Annotated in this window: 18 protein-coding genes and 3 tRNA genes; 20 read left to right on the top strand and 1 reads right to left on the bottom strand. The window is 34.3% G+C overall.

Features of this window, described 5'->3' with window-relative positions:
• Positions 1-246: 246 nt before the first annotated feature.
• A complete protein-coding gene (locus tag COX95_00475; GenBank protein PIZ86606.1) occupies positions 247-546 on the bottom strand; it encodes a hypothetical protein in 300 nt (99 codons plus the stop codon).
• 107 nt (positions 547-653) lie between these two features.
• On the opposite strand from COX95_00475, the gene COX95_00480 reads away from it, so the two are divergent.
• The 20 genes from COX95_00480 (at position 654) to COX95_00575 (ending at position 15,816) form a co-directional block, all read left to right on the top strand.
• Positions 654-728, top strand: a tRNA-Gly gene (locus tag COX95_00480).
• Positions 705-1,169: a hypothetical protein gene (locus COX95_00485; GenBank protein PIZ86607.1), complete on the top strand. Its 465-nt coding sequence runs from the start codon at positions 705-707 to the stop codon at positions 1,167-1,169. The genes COX95_00480 and COX95_00485 overlap by 24 nt, the downstream gene beginning before the upstream one ends.
• A gap of 6 nt (positions 1,170-1,175) precedes the next feature.
• Complete coding sequence (locus tag COX95_00490) at positions 1,176-1,538, top strand: hypothetical protein (GenBank protein PIZ86608.1); 363 nt, start codon at positions 1,176-1,178, stop codon at positions 1,536-1,538.
• 4 nt (positions 1,539-1,542) lie between these two features.
• A tRNA-Cys gene (locus COX95_00495) sits at positions 1,543-1,616 on the top strand.
• 134 nt (positions 1,617-1,750) lie between these two features.
• Positions 1,751-2,242 (top strand): hypothetical protein, encoded by a 492-nt coding sequence (locus COX95_00500; GenBank protein ID PIZ86609.1) that lies wholly within the window; start codon positions 1,751-1,753, stop codon positions 2,240-2,242.
• Positions 2,225-2,310, top strand: a tRNA-Leu gene (locus tag COX95_00505). The genes COX95_00500 and COX95_00505 overlap by 18 nt, the downstream gene beginning before the upstream one ends.
• A 133-nt stretch (positions 2,311-2,443) precedes the next feature.
• Entirely contained in the window at positions 2,444-3,529 is a 1,086-nt protein-coding gene (locus COX95_00510; GenBank protein ID PIZ86610.1) for a peptidase M20, read from the top strand.
• Positions 3,530-4,279 (top strand): YebC/PmpR family DNA-binding transcriptional regulator, encoded by a 750-nt coding sequence (locus COX95_00515; GenBank protein PIZ86611.1) that lies wholly within the window; start codon positions 3,530-3,532, stop codon positions 4,277-4,279. It abuts the gene before it with no gap.
• A 16-nt stretch (positions 4,280-4,295) separates the two neighbouring features.
• Complete coding sequence (locus COX95_00520; protein PIZ86623.1) at positions 4,296-4,784, top strand: crossover junction endodeoxyribonuclease RuvC; 489 nt, start codon at positions 4,296-4,298, stop codon at positions 4,782-4,784.
• Between the two features lie 54 nt (positions 4,785-4,838).
• The gene (gene ruvA / locus COX95_00525) at positions 4,839-5,408 is read left to right on the top strand and encodes a Holliday junction branch migration protein RuvA (protein ID PIZ86612.1); all 570 of its coding nucleotides are present in this window, start codon (positions 4,839-4,841) and stop codon (positions 5,406-5,408) included.
• 1 nt (position 5,409) lies between these two features.
• Positions 5,410-6,417: a Holliday junction branch migration DNA helicase RuvB gene (locus COX95_00530; GenBank protein PIZ86613.1), complete on the top strand. Its 1,008-nt coding sequence runs from the start codon at positions 5,410-5,412 to the stop codon at positions 6,415-6,417.
• Positions 6,418-6,490: 73 nt separating this feature from the next.
• Positions 6,491-7,360 (top strand): hypothetical protein, encoded by an 870-nt coding sequence (locus tag COX95_00535; protein PIZ86614.1) that lies wholly within the window; start codon positions 6,491-6,493, stop codon positions 7,358-7,360.
• A gap of 78 nt (positions 7,361-7,438) precedes the next feature.
• Positions 7,439-7,678, top strand: coding sequence for a hypothetical protein (locus COX95_00540; protein PIZ86615.1), 240 nt, complete (start codon positions 7,439-7,441; stop codon positions 7,676-7,678).
• A gap of 8 nt (positions 7,679-7,686) precedes the next feature.
• Complete coding sequence (locus COX95_00545; GenBank protein ID PIZ86616.1) at positions 7,687-8,208, top strand: hypothetical protein; 522 nt, start codon at positions 7,687-7,689, stop codon at positions 8,206-8,208.
• A gap of 114 nt (positions 8,209-8,322) precedes the next feature.
• Positions 8,323-9,468, top strand: a complete 1,146-nt coding sequence (gene nusA, locus COX95_00550) for a transcription termination/antitermination protein NusA (GenBank protein PIZ86617.1) — start codon at positions 8,323-8,325, stop codon at positions 9,466-9,468.
• Positions 9,469-9,591: 123 nt separating this feature from the next.
• Positions 9,592-12,072 (top strand): hypothetical protein, encoded by a 2,481-nt coding sequence (locus tag COX95_00555; protein PIZ86618.1) that lies wholly within the window; start codon positions 9,592-9,594, stop codon positions 12,070-12,072.
• A 40-nt stretch (positions 12,073-12,112) separates the two neighbouring features.
• Positions 12,113-13,471, top strand: coding sequence for a DNA repair protein RadA (locus COX95_00560; GenBank protein PIZ86619.1), 1,359 nt, complete (start codon positions 12,113-12,115; stop codon positions 13,469-13,471).
• A 70-nt stretch (positions 13,472-13,541) separates the two neighbouring features.
• The gene (locus COX95_00565; GenBank protein PIZ86620.1) at positions 13,542-14,498 is read left to right on the top strand and encodes a hypothetical protein; all 957 of its coding nucleotides are present in this window, start codon (positions 13,542-13,544) and stop codon (positions 14,496-14,498) included.
• A 31-nt stretch (positions 14,499-14,529) separates the two neighbouring features.
• On the top strand, positions 14,530-15,078 hold the full coding sequence (locus COX95_00570) for a 3-methyladenine DNA glycosylase (protein ID PIZ86621.1): 549 nt from the start codon (positions 14,530-14,532) through the stop codon (positions 15,076-15,078).
• A 39-nt stretch (positions 15,079-15,117) separates the two neighbouring features.
• Complete coding sequence (locus tag COX95_00575) at positions 15,118-15,816, top strand: hypothetical protein (protein PIZ86622.1); 699 nt, start codon at positions 15,118-15,120, stop codon at positions 15,814-15,816.
• Positions 15,817-15,918: the final 102 nt, after the last annotated feature.

A 15,918-nucleotide genomic window follows, 5' to 3' on the forward strand; every position in this document is an offset into this window, starting at 1 on the left:
TTCTTTGGTTTTGCGCTGGCGGACAGCATGTTCGTCGGCGACTGCACTGTTACTCGCCGCACGCTTCCCGTCGATGAGGTCAGAGCGTTGGTCGCGCAGGATGTCGAGTCCTGCTGCAACTCGTCTCACACGGCCACTATCAACGCCATGCATTCGAGGTTTGGGATCGATGTCTCGATTCCTGAGACCCCACCTCGTGTGGCACTTGGTTTTGGCGATTCGATCGTCGTGATGGGAGTTCGTGGGTTACCACGGCTTACCGATCGGCATGAGTACACGGAAGAGGAGATCGCCTCGGCGACCTTCACCTTCGCGATGTACACCGTCGCTTAAGCCCTCTCTCACCTCGCACCCATACCCCCTGCGGAATTCGTCAATGACGAAAAATCCAAAGGGGGCTTTTTCTTTTTGTAAAAGAGCTGAAGAATTTGCCGCCAAAGCAGTAAATTTTTCAAGTTCATTTTTCTTGAAAAATTTACTGTAATGAGTTATGATTAACTCATAGAAAAACCTAAAATTGTCAAAGATCGCGGCGAAGCCGCTCAAATTTTGGGGGGCTGGCCGTCGCCGCCGCAGGCGGCGAAATGCGTTCGAACTATTTTAAGAATAGAGCACCACTAAATGGTATAATTAAATTATCAATTTTAGAATGAGCGGGAGTAGTTCAGCAGTAGAACGCTTCCTTGCCAAGGAAGAGGTCGCGGGTGCGAATCCCGTCTCCCGCTCCAAAAATTATGTTGAATAAAGAATTGACTGACATCTTTTTGGGAATAGTTAAAAAAGCGGATAAACTAATTTCTGATTTCGTTGATAAGCAGGATTTGACCGGAAAAATTGATTTTCTTTCAATTTATACTCAATCGCCTGAAGAATTGAAGACTAACGGATCAGTCGCTGATATTCAACCAACCGGTAATTATTACTGGCTTAGCGACCCTTTAAAAACAGTGTTAAGAGTAATAAGGAGATGTAGAGTACGAATGCCTGATATCGAGCATACAGAAAGGGGTTACGTTGATTTTGAGGTTAGAAATTATATATACTTTAAGGATAAATATTTGCAGAAATCTAATTTTATAGAAATAACTAGTCCAAAAGGGGTTGAAATGATAGAGTTAAAGGTTCCCAGATCAGATATCCGCATCTATTTTCCAAATGTTCAATTTTAAATAATCATGAAAATATCAGAAGATATTAAAAAGTTCATAGAAGATAATCCTGTTTTTATAGGCTCTGCTACTAAAGAAGGATTACCAAATATCACCATTATTGATGGTGCGAAATTTTTAGATAACCAGAGGATTCTAATTGTTGATGTTCAAATGACATCATGCAGAGATAACTTAATTGCTAATCCAAGTTGTTGTTTATCTATCTATAATCAAGCAATGGGAATTGGATATAAGACATTCGGCAAAGCGAATTATCTTACCGAAGGGGAAGAGTTTGAGATGGCTCAAAGAAATCTCAAAAATCAGAACTTAAAAGCAAAAGGTGCAATTGTAGTTATAGTAAATAATATATTGAAAATTCAATAATTATGGCCTGGTGGCCGAGTAGTTAGGCAGAGGTCTGCAAAACCTCGTACAGCGGTGCGAATCCGCTCCAGGCCTCCAGTAGAACATTAAAAGTTAAAAGTGTAAAACTAGTAATAATAATTGGACTTTGAATTTTTATAGTCTGAGTAATTAAATTGGTAGACGAATGCATATATATTGTTAAGCAATCTACCATTTGATATAATTTTAGTGTGAAGCCTAGGAAATGGAACAAAAAAGATTTAGTAGAAGCTTCTAGAATATCAAGAAGTATAAGACAAGTACTTTTTTATTTAGGATTAAAAGAAGCGGGTGGTAATTACAGTCAAATTAAAAAATATCTTCAAACTTATAAAGTTAACACGGTTCATTTTAAAGGAAAAGGATGGAATAAGGGGTTAAAAGGATTAACTGGTATCTCAAGAATTCCACTGCAAAAAATTTTAACGAAAAATAGTACATTCCAAAGTTATAAACTTAAAAACCGATTATTTAAAGAAGGATTTAAAGTTCCGAAGTGTGAGGAATGTGGGTGGGCACAAAAGTCTCCTGATGGACGTCTGCCTCTAGAGCTTGATCATATTAATGGCAATGCATCTGATAATCGTTTAGAGAATTTGAGGATTCTTTGCCCAAATTGTCATAGTCTTAAACCAACACATCGAGGAAGAAATACAAAATTGTTTGCCGGGATGGCGGAATAGGTATACGCGCGGCACTTAAAATGCCGTCCACTTTGTGGATGCGGGTTCGATTCCCGCTCCCGGCACCACGTCATACGTGATAGTAACGTTTGGCGTTGCACCATAAGATTTTTACAAAGAACACTCTAACGGGTGTTTTCTTTCATGTTGGTCAATCTATAAAGTTTTTGATAAAATAGTTTTATATAAAAGGAGCTGAAAATGAAAATAAATCAGAAACGGTTAGTTGATAATTTTATTAAACTGGTAAAAATTGATAGTGAATCAGGCGAAGAAAAAGAGATTATAAGTCATCTGAAAAAAGAACTTCAATCGTTAGGTTTTAAGACTTATATAGATAAGATTGGAAATTTAATCGCAAGTAATTCCAATAAACCGATAGTTGCTTTGATCGCTCATGTAGATACAGTAAAACCAGGTAAAGGCATTAAACCAATTATTACAAAGTCGGGTGTTATCAAGACGGATGGTAGCACTATACTTGGTTCTGATAACAAGGCAGGTATCGTAGCAATTTTAGAAATATTAAAATCTTTTAAAGATCATAAACAAAAAATAAGTTTAGAAATAGTTTTTACAGTGTCCGAAGAAGTAGGATTATTAGGTTCTTCTAGTCTAGATTTTAAAAAAATAAGATCAAAAAGGGCGATTAATTTAGATAGTAAGCCTGGTGATATTTGTGTCAGTGAACCTTCGGTAATGCATTTTGATATCGAAATTAAAGGTAGGGCTGCTCATGCTGGAATGGAACCAGAAAAAGGCATTAATTCTATCTTAGTTGCTTCAGAAGCAATAGCTAAGCTTAAATGGGGTAGAATTGATAAAGAGACTACTATCAATATAGGTATAATTAACGGAGGTATGGCAAGAAATATTATACCTCAAAGTGTTATATTGCAAGCAGAAGTTAGAAGTAGAAACCCTAAGCAATTTAAAAAATATTCCAGTGAGATTATTGCTGAATTTAATAAGGCAGTAAAAAAATATTCCGCTAAGTGCAAAATTATTTCTAGGCAAGTTTCGTCAGCTTTTATTATTAAGTCTAGCGATTATTTAGTTCAATTATTAATAAATAGCTGCAGATCAAGTAAATTAAAATATAGAGTAATACCTATAGACGGATTTACTGATGCAAGTCATTTCAACAGGTACGGTATTAAAACCGTTACCGCGGGTGCAGCTGGAGATAATATACATACCACAGATGAAAGTTTAAGAATAAAGGATCTTGTTAATGGTACAAAGATTATCCATGATACAATTCTGGAATTAGCAAAGGAAGGTTAAATGTCAGGACATTCCAAGTGGGCAACAATAAAAAGAAAAAAAGGAGCCGCTGATCAAAAAAGAGGCCAGGCTTTTAGTAAGATCGTACGAATGATTACTATAGCGGCGAAAAACGGTCCGGATCCGGATACTAATTTTAGATTAAGATTAGCTATTGATAAGGCGAAAGAAGTTAATATGCCTGCTTTAAATATCGATCGGGCGATTAAAGGTGCTTCGAAAGAAGGGGCTAATCTGGAAGAGATAGTATATGAAGCTTATGGTCCTTTTGGGGTAGCTGTACTAATCCAGTCAGTTATAGATAATAAGAATCGCGCAGCATCTCAAATTAAGAGTACTCTTTCTGACCACGGCGGTTCTCTTGGTGGTTCAGGTTCTGTGTCTTGGATGTTTGAACAAAAAGGCTTAATAACAATTGAGACAAAAGATATGAATCAAACCAAAAAGGAGGAGTTCGAGCTTAATGCTATTGATTTAGGAGTAGAAGATATAAAACAAGAGGATAGTCTTTTGGAGATTTATACTGCTCCACATGATATTCATAAGATCGCAAAAGCACTAAAAGATAAAGGATATATTATTGAATCCGAAAGCTTAGAAATGAAGCCTAAGAATATTGTTAAAATAGATGATTCGGATAAAGCTAGCAAAATCTTAAAATTAATGGATGAGCTGGAAGATTTGGAAGATACTGATCAGGTTTATTCTAACTTTGATATACCGGCCGATATAATTGAGAAAGCAGCCTAAAATGCTTCAAAAAGAAATGATTATATTAGGTATTGATCCTGGTACTGCTACAACTGGCTATGGATTAATCAAAAAAACAAATCAGGGAATAAAGCATATTAGCCACGGCTGTATTTTTACACCTTCTAAAGAGCAATTTGAAAAAAGGCTTGAAAAAATATTTGATGTATTGCAAATACTGATAAAAAAATATAAACCAGACATAGCCGCCGTTGAAAATATTTTCTTTTTTAAAAACGAAAAAACCGCCTTTTCCGTTGGTCAGGCAAGGGGAGTTATTCTATTAGCTGCTATAAAAAATCATCTCGATATATTCGAAGCAACACCGTTAGAAGTTAAGCAGGCAGTTTCAGGTTATGGGAGGGCTGAAAAAATGCAGGTTCAGAGAATGGTTAAACTTTTACTCAATCTTCCCGAGATACCAAGACCCGATGATGCTGCCGATGCTTTAGCTGTAGCAATTACTTGCGCTCACAGTATAAAAAAATATCTTCCTAAAAATTAATATCTAATTTAAATAATATTTTCTGATTTTAGTCTTTAGGTTTATAATAAAAATATGATAGGAAGATTAAGAGGCAAAATTGTAGAAAAGCGCTTGGATTGGGTTTTATTAGATGTTTCCGGCGTAGGCTATAAAATTTTTACTTTGCCTAAAAATTTTAACGACATTACCAAAGATGAAGCAGTTTTTTACACATATCTTTATGTTCGTGAAGATATGCTTAATTTGTACGGATTTTTAAAAGAAGATGAACTTGATCTTTTTGAAATGCTTATCTCTATATCTGGCGTCGGTCCTAAGGCGGCACTCGGCATATTAAGTGTTGGGGATACTTCAACTATTAAAAAAGCTATAGCAGAAGGAAGAAGTGAAATATTAATGGGTGTTTCCGGAGTTGGAAGAAAAATGGCAGACAGAGTAATTTTAGAGCTTAAGAATAAAGTTCAATTGGAAGGTATTACGGTTTTGCCAAGATTGATATCTCAGGAAGACGAAGAAGTTATTCAGGCTTTGGTGAACTTAGGATATAAAAAATCGGAAAGCTTACAAGCAGTTTCAAAGGTTCAAGATATAGAAAACGTCGAGAAAAAAGTAACAGAAGCATTAAAAAATTTGAGTAAATAATATGGATGATGAAGATATATTAGATTCAAATAACGAAGAAGAATTTGAAGAAACTTTAAGGCCAAGAAAACTGGATGAATATATCGGGCAAGAAAAAATAAAAGATAACCTCAAAATTTTTCTTGGTGCTGCTAAGAAAAGAAAAGAGCCATTAGATCACCTGCTTCTTTACGGCCCGCCAGGATTAGGCAAAACAACCCTTGCTTATATTATTGCTAATGAGATGAACACGGGCATCAAGATAACATCTGGTCCGGCTATTGAGAGAGCAGGCGATCTTGCAAGCATCATAACTAATCTTTCTGACGGCGATATTTTATTTATTGATGAAATTCATCGTTTAAATAGAACAGTAGAGGAAGTTCTTTATCCTGCTATGGAAGAATATAAGCTTGATATTGTAATAGGCAAAGGGCCCAGTGCTAAGACTTTAAGACTGGACGTTCCAAGATTTACAATTGTGGCGGCAACAACGAGAGCTAATTTATTGTCCTCGCCATTAAGGGATAGATTTGGGGCTGTTCATAGATTGGATTTTTATAATGAAGAAGAAATAGGTAAAATCGTAAATCGCTCCTCTTCAATTTTAAAAGTACAAATAGATAAAGAAGGGATTAACGAAATTGCCAAAAGAGCCAGAAAGACTCCCAGAATCGCCAATAGATTACTCAAAAGAGTAAGAGATTATGCTGATATTAAAGCAGACGGGAAAATTTGTCTGGAAATAGCTAAAAGCGCGTTAGAAATGATGGAAATTGATAATAAGGGATTAGATAAATTAGATAGAAATATATTAAAAATTATGATAGATAACTTTGGGGGCGGGCCGGTTGGGATCGAAACAATAGCTGCATCTATTGGTGAAGACAGGGGAGCGATTGAAGAGGTTCACGAGCCTTATTTGATTCAAGTTGGTTTTTTAGAGAGAACCCGACAAGGAAGAAAAGTGACCCAAAAGGCGTTAAAACATATGGGTAAAAGAATACAAGATCAACTTTTTAATGGTTAATAAACAAACAATTGCCAATTAGCTTATTTGTTTCTATAATTAAAATGATATAGTGATTAAAAAGAGGAATAAGATGGAAAACATCAAAAAGACGTTAGGTAATATTAATACACCAATGATCTTTAAATTTCTTTTCGGTTTTGTAGGTCTTTTGGTATTGGCAACTGTTATTATGCTATTTATGGCAAATGCGGGTGTTGCCGGCAGGGTTAACGGTAAATCTATAAGCAAGAAGGATTTCGAGAAAGAGGTAAGTGCTCAAGTAAAATACCAAAGTGAAATTCAAAAAATCGATTTAAACAGTGGTGATAAAAAGAAAAAACTTAGAGAAGAAATATTTAACCAAATGGTTGATACATTAATCATCAGTCAGAATCTCAGCACTTTAAATGTTAAAGTAACTCAGGAAGAAATTGATAAAGATTATGAAAAAATATCCAATGTTAATGGTGGTGATACTAAATTTCAGGAGATGATTTCTAATTATTACGGTCTTACAAAAGAAGAATACAAAACATATTATTTATTACCAAAGATACAAAAAGAAAAAATGCAAACCCAGGTTACTACTTCAGATGAATTTAATAGTGAAGCTAAATCAAAGGCGGAGAATGTTTTAGGCCAGATTAAGAACGGAAGTAATTTTGCCGATTTAGCTAAAAAATACAGCCAGGATAGTTCTACGTCAGCTAAAGGTGGTGATATAGGATGGATAAGCAAAGGTCAGATGGTAGAAGAGTTCGAAAAACAGGCTTTTTCATTAAAGGTTGGAGAAGTATCGAATATTTTTAAGACAAACTACGGATACTTTATAATCAAAGTTGAAGAAAAGAGTAGCGATAAAGTACATGTAAGACAGATTCTGATAAAGGGAAAATCTTTTACTGAATGGTTAGATATGACGAAAAAATCTTGTCAGATTGAGCAATTAGTTAAATTTTAAGAAAATGCGCTCTTTTTTAGAGAGCGCATTCTATAGCTTGTTTGATAAAAATTTGTAAATCATTTAATATTTAAATCTATGATAATAATTTGGCTTATTTATACTTTTGCTTTAATCGTCTTTTTTGTTATTGGCTGGACAGGCGTTTATCATGTTCGTAAATTTAGTATATCTGGAGATTTAACCCAAAGAGCAATTACACTATATGTCTCTATAATGATTGTTATTGCATTAGTCTCGATATTCTTTGTTTTAAAAAATGGAGCAAGCGCTTCATTTGATATCAATTTTGGTCAAATATTTGATTTCAAACGATAGGAATAATTATGGTTTTTGAACAAAAAGAAAACGAAGAAATTAAAATTACTTTACGTCGGCACTGGTCATGTATGATTGGTTTAAGTGTTTTTGCTGTCGTAATGTCAATTTTGCCCATAATAATGTACTTTATTCTAGATTCTTACATACACCTTACTAATGGTTTTTATAATTTATTTGTTTTAGGCATGGGTCTATATTATATGTTTGTATGTACTCTAGCTTTCATCGGTTGGCTAGATTATTACTTAGATGTTGCAGTAATAACCAATGAAAGAGTAGTTGACATTGACCAAGAGGGTCTTTTTAATCGAAAAATTTCTGAATTATATTTATCTGATGTTGAGGATGTTACTGGTACTATAAAAGGTGCTCTGGGAACTTTTTTGGACTTTGGTGATGTTACTGTACAGTCAGCCGGTAATCAAGCTGAATTTATTCTGGATAAAGTACCTCATCCGTATAAGATTACAAAATTGATAATAGATTTACATCAAGACTGTCTTCAAGGTGAGATAATTAAAAAATAAGTCATTGACAAAGACCGTTAAATAAGTTAAATTTATACAGAGAGGTGAGCGAAAAGAGCTCACTTTTTTAAACATATAATCTAAGAGCTATAATCTCTTGAGAGCGAGGTAATAATGGATCAGTCAAAATTTCTTCAGGCTATTAATTTGATTGCTGAAGAAAAGGGTTTATCTAAAGAAAAGGTTATTCAAACTGTTGAAGCAGCATTAGCAGCCGCATACAGAAAGGATTATGGGAATAAAGAGCAAAACATCAAGGTTGTTTTAGACCAAATAACGGGTGGTATGGATATCTACTTGTTAAAAGAAGTAGTTGAAGAAGTTGAAAATGAAGAAAGTCAAATGACAGAGAAAGAAGCTCAAAAATATAATAAAGGCGCCAAGGTGGGAGATACTATAGAAATTGAGTGTCCAGCACCAGCAGGCTTTGGTAGAATAGCGGCTCAAACTGCTAAGCAGGTGATTATTCAACGAATAAGGGAAGCTGAACGAGAAGTTGTTTTTGAAGAATATGAAGGCAAAGAAGGTCAATTAGTTAATGGAGTAATTCAGAGATTAGAAGGAAGAAATGTTATTCTTGATATCGGAAAAACAAATGGTATAATATTTCCCTCGGGGCAAGTTGAAGGGGAAAGATATCGAATTGGTCAAAGAATGAAAGTCTTAATCGAAAAAGTAGAGCAAACTTCAAGAGGTCCGCAAGTTGTTGTTTCTCGTTCTGATGCGAAGTTAATAGAAAAATTATTTGAGTTGGAAGTACCCGAGATATCCGCAGGTACAGTAGAAATTAAGTCTATAGCTAGAGAGGCAGGAAGTAGAACGAAAATAGCTATTTTGTCTGCTAGAGAGGGCGTTGATCCGGTTGGTTCCTGTGTGGGACAGAGAGGTACAAGAGTTCAGGCAGTTATGGCGGAATTAGCTGATGAAAAAATCGATTGTATTTTATGGGATCAAGATCCGATTAATTTTATAGTAAATGCTTTATCTCCCGCAAAAGTTACTAAGGTTGGTATAGATGAAAAAAGTAAAGAAGCTAAAATTTTTGTACCAGCCGATCAATTATCTTTAGCTATTGGAAAAAACGGCCAAAATGTAAGGCTTGCTGTTAAACTTACCGGTTGGAAAATAGATGTAGAACCAGAAGAGGAAGAGAAAAAAGTGGACAAAACTAAGAAAAAAGAAGATTCGCAGGAAGCAGTAAAAGAAGATAAAAAAACAGAAGAAAAAGATTCAAAAAATACTAAAAAAACAAAGAAATAAAATCATTAAAAACAAAAATAAAAAATAAAAGTCCTCTCCGATCAATCGGGGGACTGCCCCGATTCTGCATCGGGGTCTCGGCTTCAGTAAGGAATATATATTCCGAAGCCTCGGGAGGTAAAAATGGATCAATACTTTCATCGATTTACAAATAATGCAAAAAAATCTTTAATTTCTGCTCAAAAAATAGCAGAAGTATCCGGAAGCGAGATAAAACCAAATCATATATTACTAGGTCTTCTAGGTACAAGAGAAGGCTTAGCTTCTGATATTTTGGGAAGCTTTAATGTTACTTTAGAAAAAGTCAGATCAATTATGGATTTTATTGAACCGTCCGGGTTCAATAAAATAGGGCTTTCAATTGATTCTAAAAAAATTATCGAGAAGGCAATGGATCTTGCCAGACGCTATGACCAGATGCATGTAGGAACTGAACATTTGCTTTTGGGAACCCTTGCTGAAAGTTATGAAGTAAATAATATTTTGGAAAGATTAGATGTTTCTGCCGAAGAGATAAAGAAACAAGTAGAAAATTTACTTGCGAACGATTTTTCCGAATCTTCTTTATCAGATCTATCTGTTTTTGGTGAAGGGGTTACAAATAGAAGAAAAGATATTGCAAATAAAAAAACTCCTTCTTTAGATAAATTTGGATTTGATTTAACTGAGCAGGCTAAAGAAGGTAAATTGGATCCGGTTATTGGACGCTCTCGTGAAATTATAAGAGTGATTTCGATCTTAAATAGACGAGTTAAAAACAATCCAATTTTAATCGGTGATCCTGGAGTGGGTAAAACTGCTATTATTGAAGGATTAGCTCAAAAGATTGTAAACGAAGAAGTACCCGAAGTTTTATTAGGCAAAAGGGTTTTTACTCTTGATTTGGCAGGCATGGTTGCCGGCACAAAATACAGGGGAGAGTTTGAGGAAAGGCTTAAAAAGGTTATTACTGAAGTTAAAAAATCCAAGGATGTAATTTTATTTATAGATGAGTTTCACACTATTGTTGGGGCTGGCGCAGCAGAAGGTGCTATTGATGCAGCTAATATTTTAAAGCCTTCATTATCAAAAGGTGAATTGCAGACAATAGGAGCAACGACCCTGGATGAATATCAAAAATATATTGAAAAAGATGCTGCCTTGGAAAGAAGATTCCAACCGGTTATAGTAAAAGAGCTTACCGTTCCGGAAACTATCATGGTTCTTAAGGGTATTAGAAAACTTTATGAGGATCATCATAAAATTACAATAACAGACGAGGCTTTAGAGGCAGCGGCTAAATTCTCATACAGATATATAACAGACAGATTTTTGCCTGATAAGGCCATAGATTTAGTTGATGAAGCAGCCTCCAGAGTTAGAGTAGAAAATGGTGAAATCCCCAAAAATTTAAGAGCAAAACAGAAACAACTGGAAAAACTGTTGGAAGAAAAAGAAGAGGCCGTTATAAAACAAGAATATGAGAAGGCGGCGCAATTAAAAATAAAAGAAATGAGACTTAAAGAAGAACTTAAGGAAATCGATAGAGATAGGCCTAATAGTTTTAAAGAGTTGAGTATTACTGCGGAACAGATAGCTTCGGTAGTTTCTTCTATGACTGGCGTGCCTATTACTAAATTAATCAAAAAAGAAACAGAGGCACTTTTAGATTTAGAAAAGCAGCTGAAGAAAAAAATCATTGGTCAGGATGAAGCTATCTCAGAAATTGTAAAATATATCAGAAGATCAAGAGTTGGTATTTCTGACGCGAAAAGGCCGAATGGATCATTTATATTTCTTGGTCCAACAGGTGTTGGTAAAACAGAATTGGCTAAAATTTTAGCTTCTGAAATTTTTGAGAATGAATCATCTTTAATTAAGATAGACATGTCTGAATTTATGGAAAAGCATAATGTCTCAAGATTAGTTGGAGCTCCGGCTGGTTATGTAGGTTATGAAGAGGGCGGAAAATTGACGGAAGCCGTAAGGCATAATCCTTATTCGCTTATATTATTGGATGAAATAGAAAAAGCTCACCCCGATGTGTTTAATATTCTTCTTCAGATTTTAGAAGACGGTTATTTAACTGATGCTAAGGGGCGTAAGGTTGACTTTAGAAATACAATAATTATTATGACTTCAAATGTCGGTATGGATAAGCTGACCAAACAGGCGGAAATTGGGTTTAAAGCAAGTGATGAGGAAAGCAAGCAAAGGGCAATAGAAAAATATAATTCAATGAAAAAAGATATTTTGAAAGACTTAAAAGATAAATTTAGGCCTGAGTTTTTAAATAGAATTGATAAGATAATAGTTTTTAAACCTTTAGACAAAGAGTCAATCTTTAAGATAGCAAATATTCATTTAAGACAATTGGCAGAGCGAATGTCTGAGCAGGGTATATTGCTTAAATTTACTAAGAAGGTTGAAGAGTTTATATCCAAAGAGGGTTATGAGCCGGAAAACGGCGCAAGGCCGATTAGGAGGGTTGTTCAAAATCTCATTGAGGATTCTCTAGCCGAAGGAATGCTTTTAGGAAACTTTAAAGCAGGTGATACGATCAAGATAGATATTGAAAATGATAAGATAAAATTAATAAAAATAAAATCAATAGCCAGGCGTTAGCCAGCTGTTTACTTAATTGTAGTATAATATTATTAATATCATGGCAAACAACTTAATCTATATTTGTGAACAATGCGGTAATGAACAAACTAAATGGTCAGGTAAATGTCCAGCGTGCGGGGCGTGGAATAGTTTAAGTGAGATGAAATTTAATAAGGCGAAAGGCAGTAAAAGAGTCAAACTGGAAGAAGCCTCATTAAAAAAACTTGATTCAATTAAAGAAATGCCAATGTTAAGGATACAAACCGGCATTTCGGAATTTGATCGTGTCATGGGCGGAGAAAAAAATAAGGGGATTGTTTTGGGCTCTGTAACTCTTATTTCAGGGGAGCCTGGGATAGGAAAATCCACATTGATTTTACAAGTCCTTTCTAGTTTATCTAAAAGAGGTTTAAAGTGTCTTTACCTGTCTGGTGAGGAATCAGAACAGCAAATAAAACTTAGGGCTGACAGACTGGGCGGGGAAACCGGCAATATTTTTCTTCTAACCGAAACTGATGTTTTATTAATTGATAAGGTTTTGGCAAAAGAAAAAATCGATCTAATTGTGATTGATTCAATCCAAACAGTTGAAAATTCTAATTTTGAAAATAGTGCAGGAAGTATTACACAAATCAAAGAGTCGGCTAGTCATTTGATAAAGATTGCAAAGACTAATAATATGCCGGTTTTTATTGTGGGTCATATAACAAAAGAAGGTTCTATTGCCGGTCCAAAAATTTTGGAACACTTAGTTGATACTGTTTTGTATTTTGAGGGGGAGAGATTTCATGCTTTTAGGATTTTAAGGACTACTAAAAACCGTTTTGGAGCGGTTTCCGAGATAGGAATTTTTGAAATGACTGATAAAGGTTTATTGGAAATTAAGAATCCTTCAGAAGTATTTTTATCTAAAGGATCACCCCAGATAGGTTCTGCCGTTACAGTAGTAATGGAAGGTACCCGTCCAATGCTTGCGGAAATACAAACATTAATTACCAAGACTAATTTTGGTTATCCAAAAAGAACAGCCGGCGGATATGACTTAAACCGATTACAGATTTTAATAGCCGTTTTAAGCCGCAACTTAAGAATTCCTTTAGGAACTTTGGATGTTTATTTAAATATTGTCGGAGGTCTCAAAGCTAAAGAACCAGCGATGGATTTGGCAGTTTGCTTGTCAATTATTTCTTCTTATCGAAAAGCAAAACCTAAAGAGGGCATGGTAGTTTTTGGAGAAGTGGGACTCCTTGGCGAAATCAGGAAAGTTTCCAGATCCCAGGAAAGATTAAAAGAGATTGAGAAACTTGGGTTTAAGAGATGCGTTGTTCCGGTAGGAGTAGATTACAAATCAGATACAATGGAAATTATAAGAGTATCTAATTTAGAAGAATTTGAGAGAAAAGCATTAGATAAATAGAGTATTTATTTTTTAGTAAAAAAGTTGTATTATATGTACTCGGATTTATTTTTATCAAGGGGGTTTTATTATGGACTTATTATTTTTTACAACCGCATTGGCTGTTATAGTAGGTGTTCTCCTGCTTACCTTTAAGTTATTAAAAGTATCATTAAAAAAACTTATAATTGGTGTTTTAGGTTTAATAATCGGATTATTGATATCAGCGCTTTTTAATACAGCTATTAGTAAGATTCCGGGTATAATTGGTGAATTTATGCCAGTGGTGATATCAATAATGCTTGGTTTGGCCGGCATTTATATTTTTATTACGCAGGAAAAACTTATTCTTAATTTTTTTGAAAGATTTTTTAAAGACTTAAAGTTTCTTAAAATGACTTCTGAGGCTGAAAAAGTGGAAGTAATGACTGTGGGTAGACAAGAGCTGGTAGTTGATACTAGCGTTATTATTGACGGTAGGATAGAGGATATTTTAAAAACAGGATTTATTTTAGGAAAGCTTATAATTCCGAAAGCCGTTATACATGAAATGCACAAAATATCAGATTCTCACGATAATTTAAAAAGAAGTAGGGGTAGAAGGGGATTAGAAATTCTGGAAAATATGCGAAAAATGAAAAATGTTGATCTTCAAATTATAGAAGATGATTTTCCGGATATTAAAGAAGTGGATGAAAAGCTTATTAGAATTGCCAAAAAAAGAAAATCATATATTCTAACAATTGATTATAATTTAAACAAAGTGGCGCAAATCCAAAAGATTAATGTGCTCAATATAAATGAGCTTGCAAATGCCTTAAGAGCAATTATTTTGCCGGGTGAACAATTGGAAATTAAAGTTGTGCAAGAGGGTAAAGAAAAGAAACAAGGAGTTGGTTATTTGCCGGATGGTACGATGGTTGTGATTGAGGGCGGTGATAAGTACATAGGGGAAACAGTTAACGCTGAAGTATCTAGAATTTTTCAGACAGTTGCAGGAAGAATGATTTTTGCAGAACCAAGAAAGATAAAAGAAAATAACGGTTAATTTATTATAATATTTTGGATATAATTTTCTTATGAAGAGATTAGATCGCAGTTTTTTTAATAGAAATACTTTAACGGTTGCCCAAGAGCTCTTGGGCAAATTTGTTATAAGAAAGATAGACCAAAAAAAGATAGTTAGTCAAATTGTTGAGACAGAAGCTTATATGGGTTTTGATGATTTAGCTTCTCATGCATCAAAAGGTAAGACAGAAAGAACAAAAATTATGTTCGATAAGCCAGGTATTGCATATATCTATATGATTTATGGAATGTATTATTGCTTTAATATAGTTACTGAAAAGAAGGATTTTCCGGCTGCAGTATTAATTAGGGCGATTAAGCCAATCAATAATGAGAATATTGATTATGCAGATATCAAAACAGACGGTCCGGGAAAACTATGTCGTTTTCTAGAAATTAATAAAGATTTTAATGGAGAGGATCTTATTACTTTCTCCAATCTATGGATTGAAGATAGAGGCACAATAGTGTCAAAAAATAATATTGATACGGCTAAACGTATCGGTGTTGATTATGCCAAACACTGTGCTAATTATCCGTGGCGTTTTTATCTAAAATGATAATTATCCTTTGGCAAGGGACGCACCCTTGCCAAAGTTATGGGTTGGTGTATTATTATTAATATGCCAAGCAAAAATTCGATCAAGCAGTATGTAGAAAACGGCATCTACCATATTTATAATCGTGGAATAAATAAACAGGATATATTTTTGGATGATCAAGATTATTCTACTTTTTTATTTTACCTTAAGTTGTATCTCGATAATCCTGATAATTTAAAAGACCTAGATCCGCAAAAGAAAGCCTGTTTTGTAAGAAAGAATTTCAATAACAGCATAGATTTGCTATGTTACTGTCTTATGCCAAATCATTTTCATCTAATTCTTAGGCAATCAAGTGAAAAGGACATAATAGATTTTATGAGATGTGTTGCAACAAATTATTCTATGTATTTTAATAAAAAATATGATAGAGTGGGATATCTTTTTCAGGGGAGATATAAAGCAGTTTTAGTCAATTCAGATAATTACCTTTTTCATCTCTCTCGCTATATTCATCTTAATCCTTTTGCTATTCAATCTGGCAAGGGTGCGTCCCTTGCCGAGGAATATAAATACTCAAGTTATGCAAATTATTTAGGATTAAAGTATACTAACTGGTTAAAGCCAGAGCTAATATTAGAATATTTTGATCAGCAAAAGGATCAAAATATTATAGCTAAATCAATTTATAAAGAATTTATCGAAGATTACGAAATTGATTCAAAAGAAATATTGGGAGATTTGGTGATTGAATAGAAGTTGTTGGGGACTGTTCTTGGTAAGGGTGCGTCCCTTGCCAGTTTACTAGTTTCTTACCTTTTAGTAGCAGGTGGTTGTTTGCATAGTCAATCTTTGTTA

The sequence above is a fragment of the bacterium CG_4_10_14_0_2_um_filter_33_32 genome (genome assembly GCA_002792735.1).
In the GTDB taxonomy this organism is placed as follows: Bacteria; Patescibacteriota; CPR2_A; order CG2-30-33-46; family CG2-30-33-46; genus CG2-30-33-46.

Bases quoted from the DNA above. Each gene is read 5' to 3' on its own strand.
- COX95_00490 (PIZ86608.1), top strand. From the start codon at position 1,176: ATGAAAATATCAGAAGATATTAAAAAGTTCATAGAAGATAATCCTGTT.
- COX95_00510 (PIZ86610.1), top strand. From the start codon at position 2,444: ATGAAAATAAATCAGAAACGGTTAGTTGATAATTTTATTAAACTGGTA.
- COX95_00515 (PIZ86611.1), top strand. From the start codon at position 3,530: ATGTCAGGACATTCCAAGTGGGCAACAATAAAAAGAAAAAAAGGAGCC.
- COX95_00520 (PIZ86623.1), top strand. From the start codon at position 4,296: ATGATTATATTAGGTATTGATCCTGGTACTGCTACAACTGGCTATGGA.
- ruvA (PIZ86612.1), top strand. From the start codon at position 4,839: ATGATAGGAAGATTAAGAGGCAAAATTGTAGAAAAGCGCTTGGATTGG.
- COX95_00530 (PIZ86613.1), top strand. From the start codon at position 5,410: ATGGATGATGAAGATATATTAGATTCAAATAACGAAGAAGAATTTGAA.
- COX95_00535 (PIZ86614.1), top strand. From the start codon at position 6,491: ATGGAAAACATCAAAAAGACGTTAGGTAATATTAATACACCAATGATC.
- COX95_00540 (PIZ86615.1), top strand. From the start codon at position 7,439: ATGATAATAATTTGGCTTATTTATACTTTTGCTTTAATCGTCTTTTTT.
- COX95_00545 (PIZ86616.1), top strand. From the start codon at position 7,687: ATGGTTTTTGAACAAAAAGAAAACGAAGAAATTAAAATTACTTTACGT.
- nusA (PIZ86617.1), top strand. From the start codon at position 8,323: ATGGATCAGTCAAAATTTCTTCAGGCTATTAATTTGATTGCTGAAGAA.
- COX95_00555 (PIZ86618.1), top strand. From the start codon at position 9,592: ATGGATCAATACTTTCATCGATTTACAAATAATGCAAAAAAATCTTTA.
- COX95_00560 (PIZ86619.1), top strand. From the start codon at position 12,113: ATGGCAAACAACTTAATCTATATTTGTGAACAATGCGGTAATGAACAA.
- COX95_00565 (PIZ86620.1), top strand. From the start codon at position 13,542: ATGGACTTATTATTTTTTACAACCGCATTGGCTGTTATAGTAGGTGTT.
- COX95_00570 (PIZ86621.1), top strand. From the start codon at position 14,530: ATGAAGAGATTAGATCGCAGTTTTTTTAATAGAAATACTTTAACGGTT.
- COX95_00575 (PIZ86622.1), top strand. From the start codon at position 15,118: ATGGGTTGGTGTATTATTATTAATATGCCAAGCAAAAATTCGATCAAG.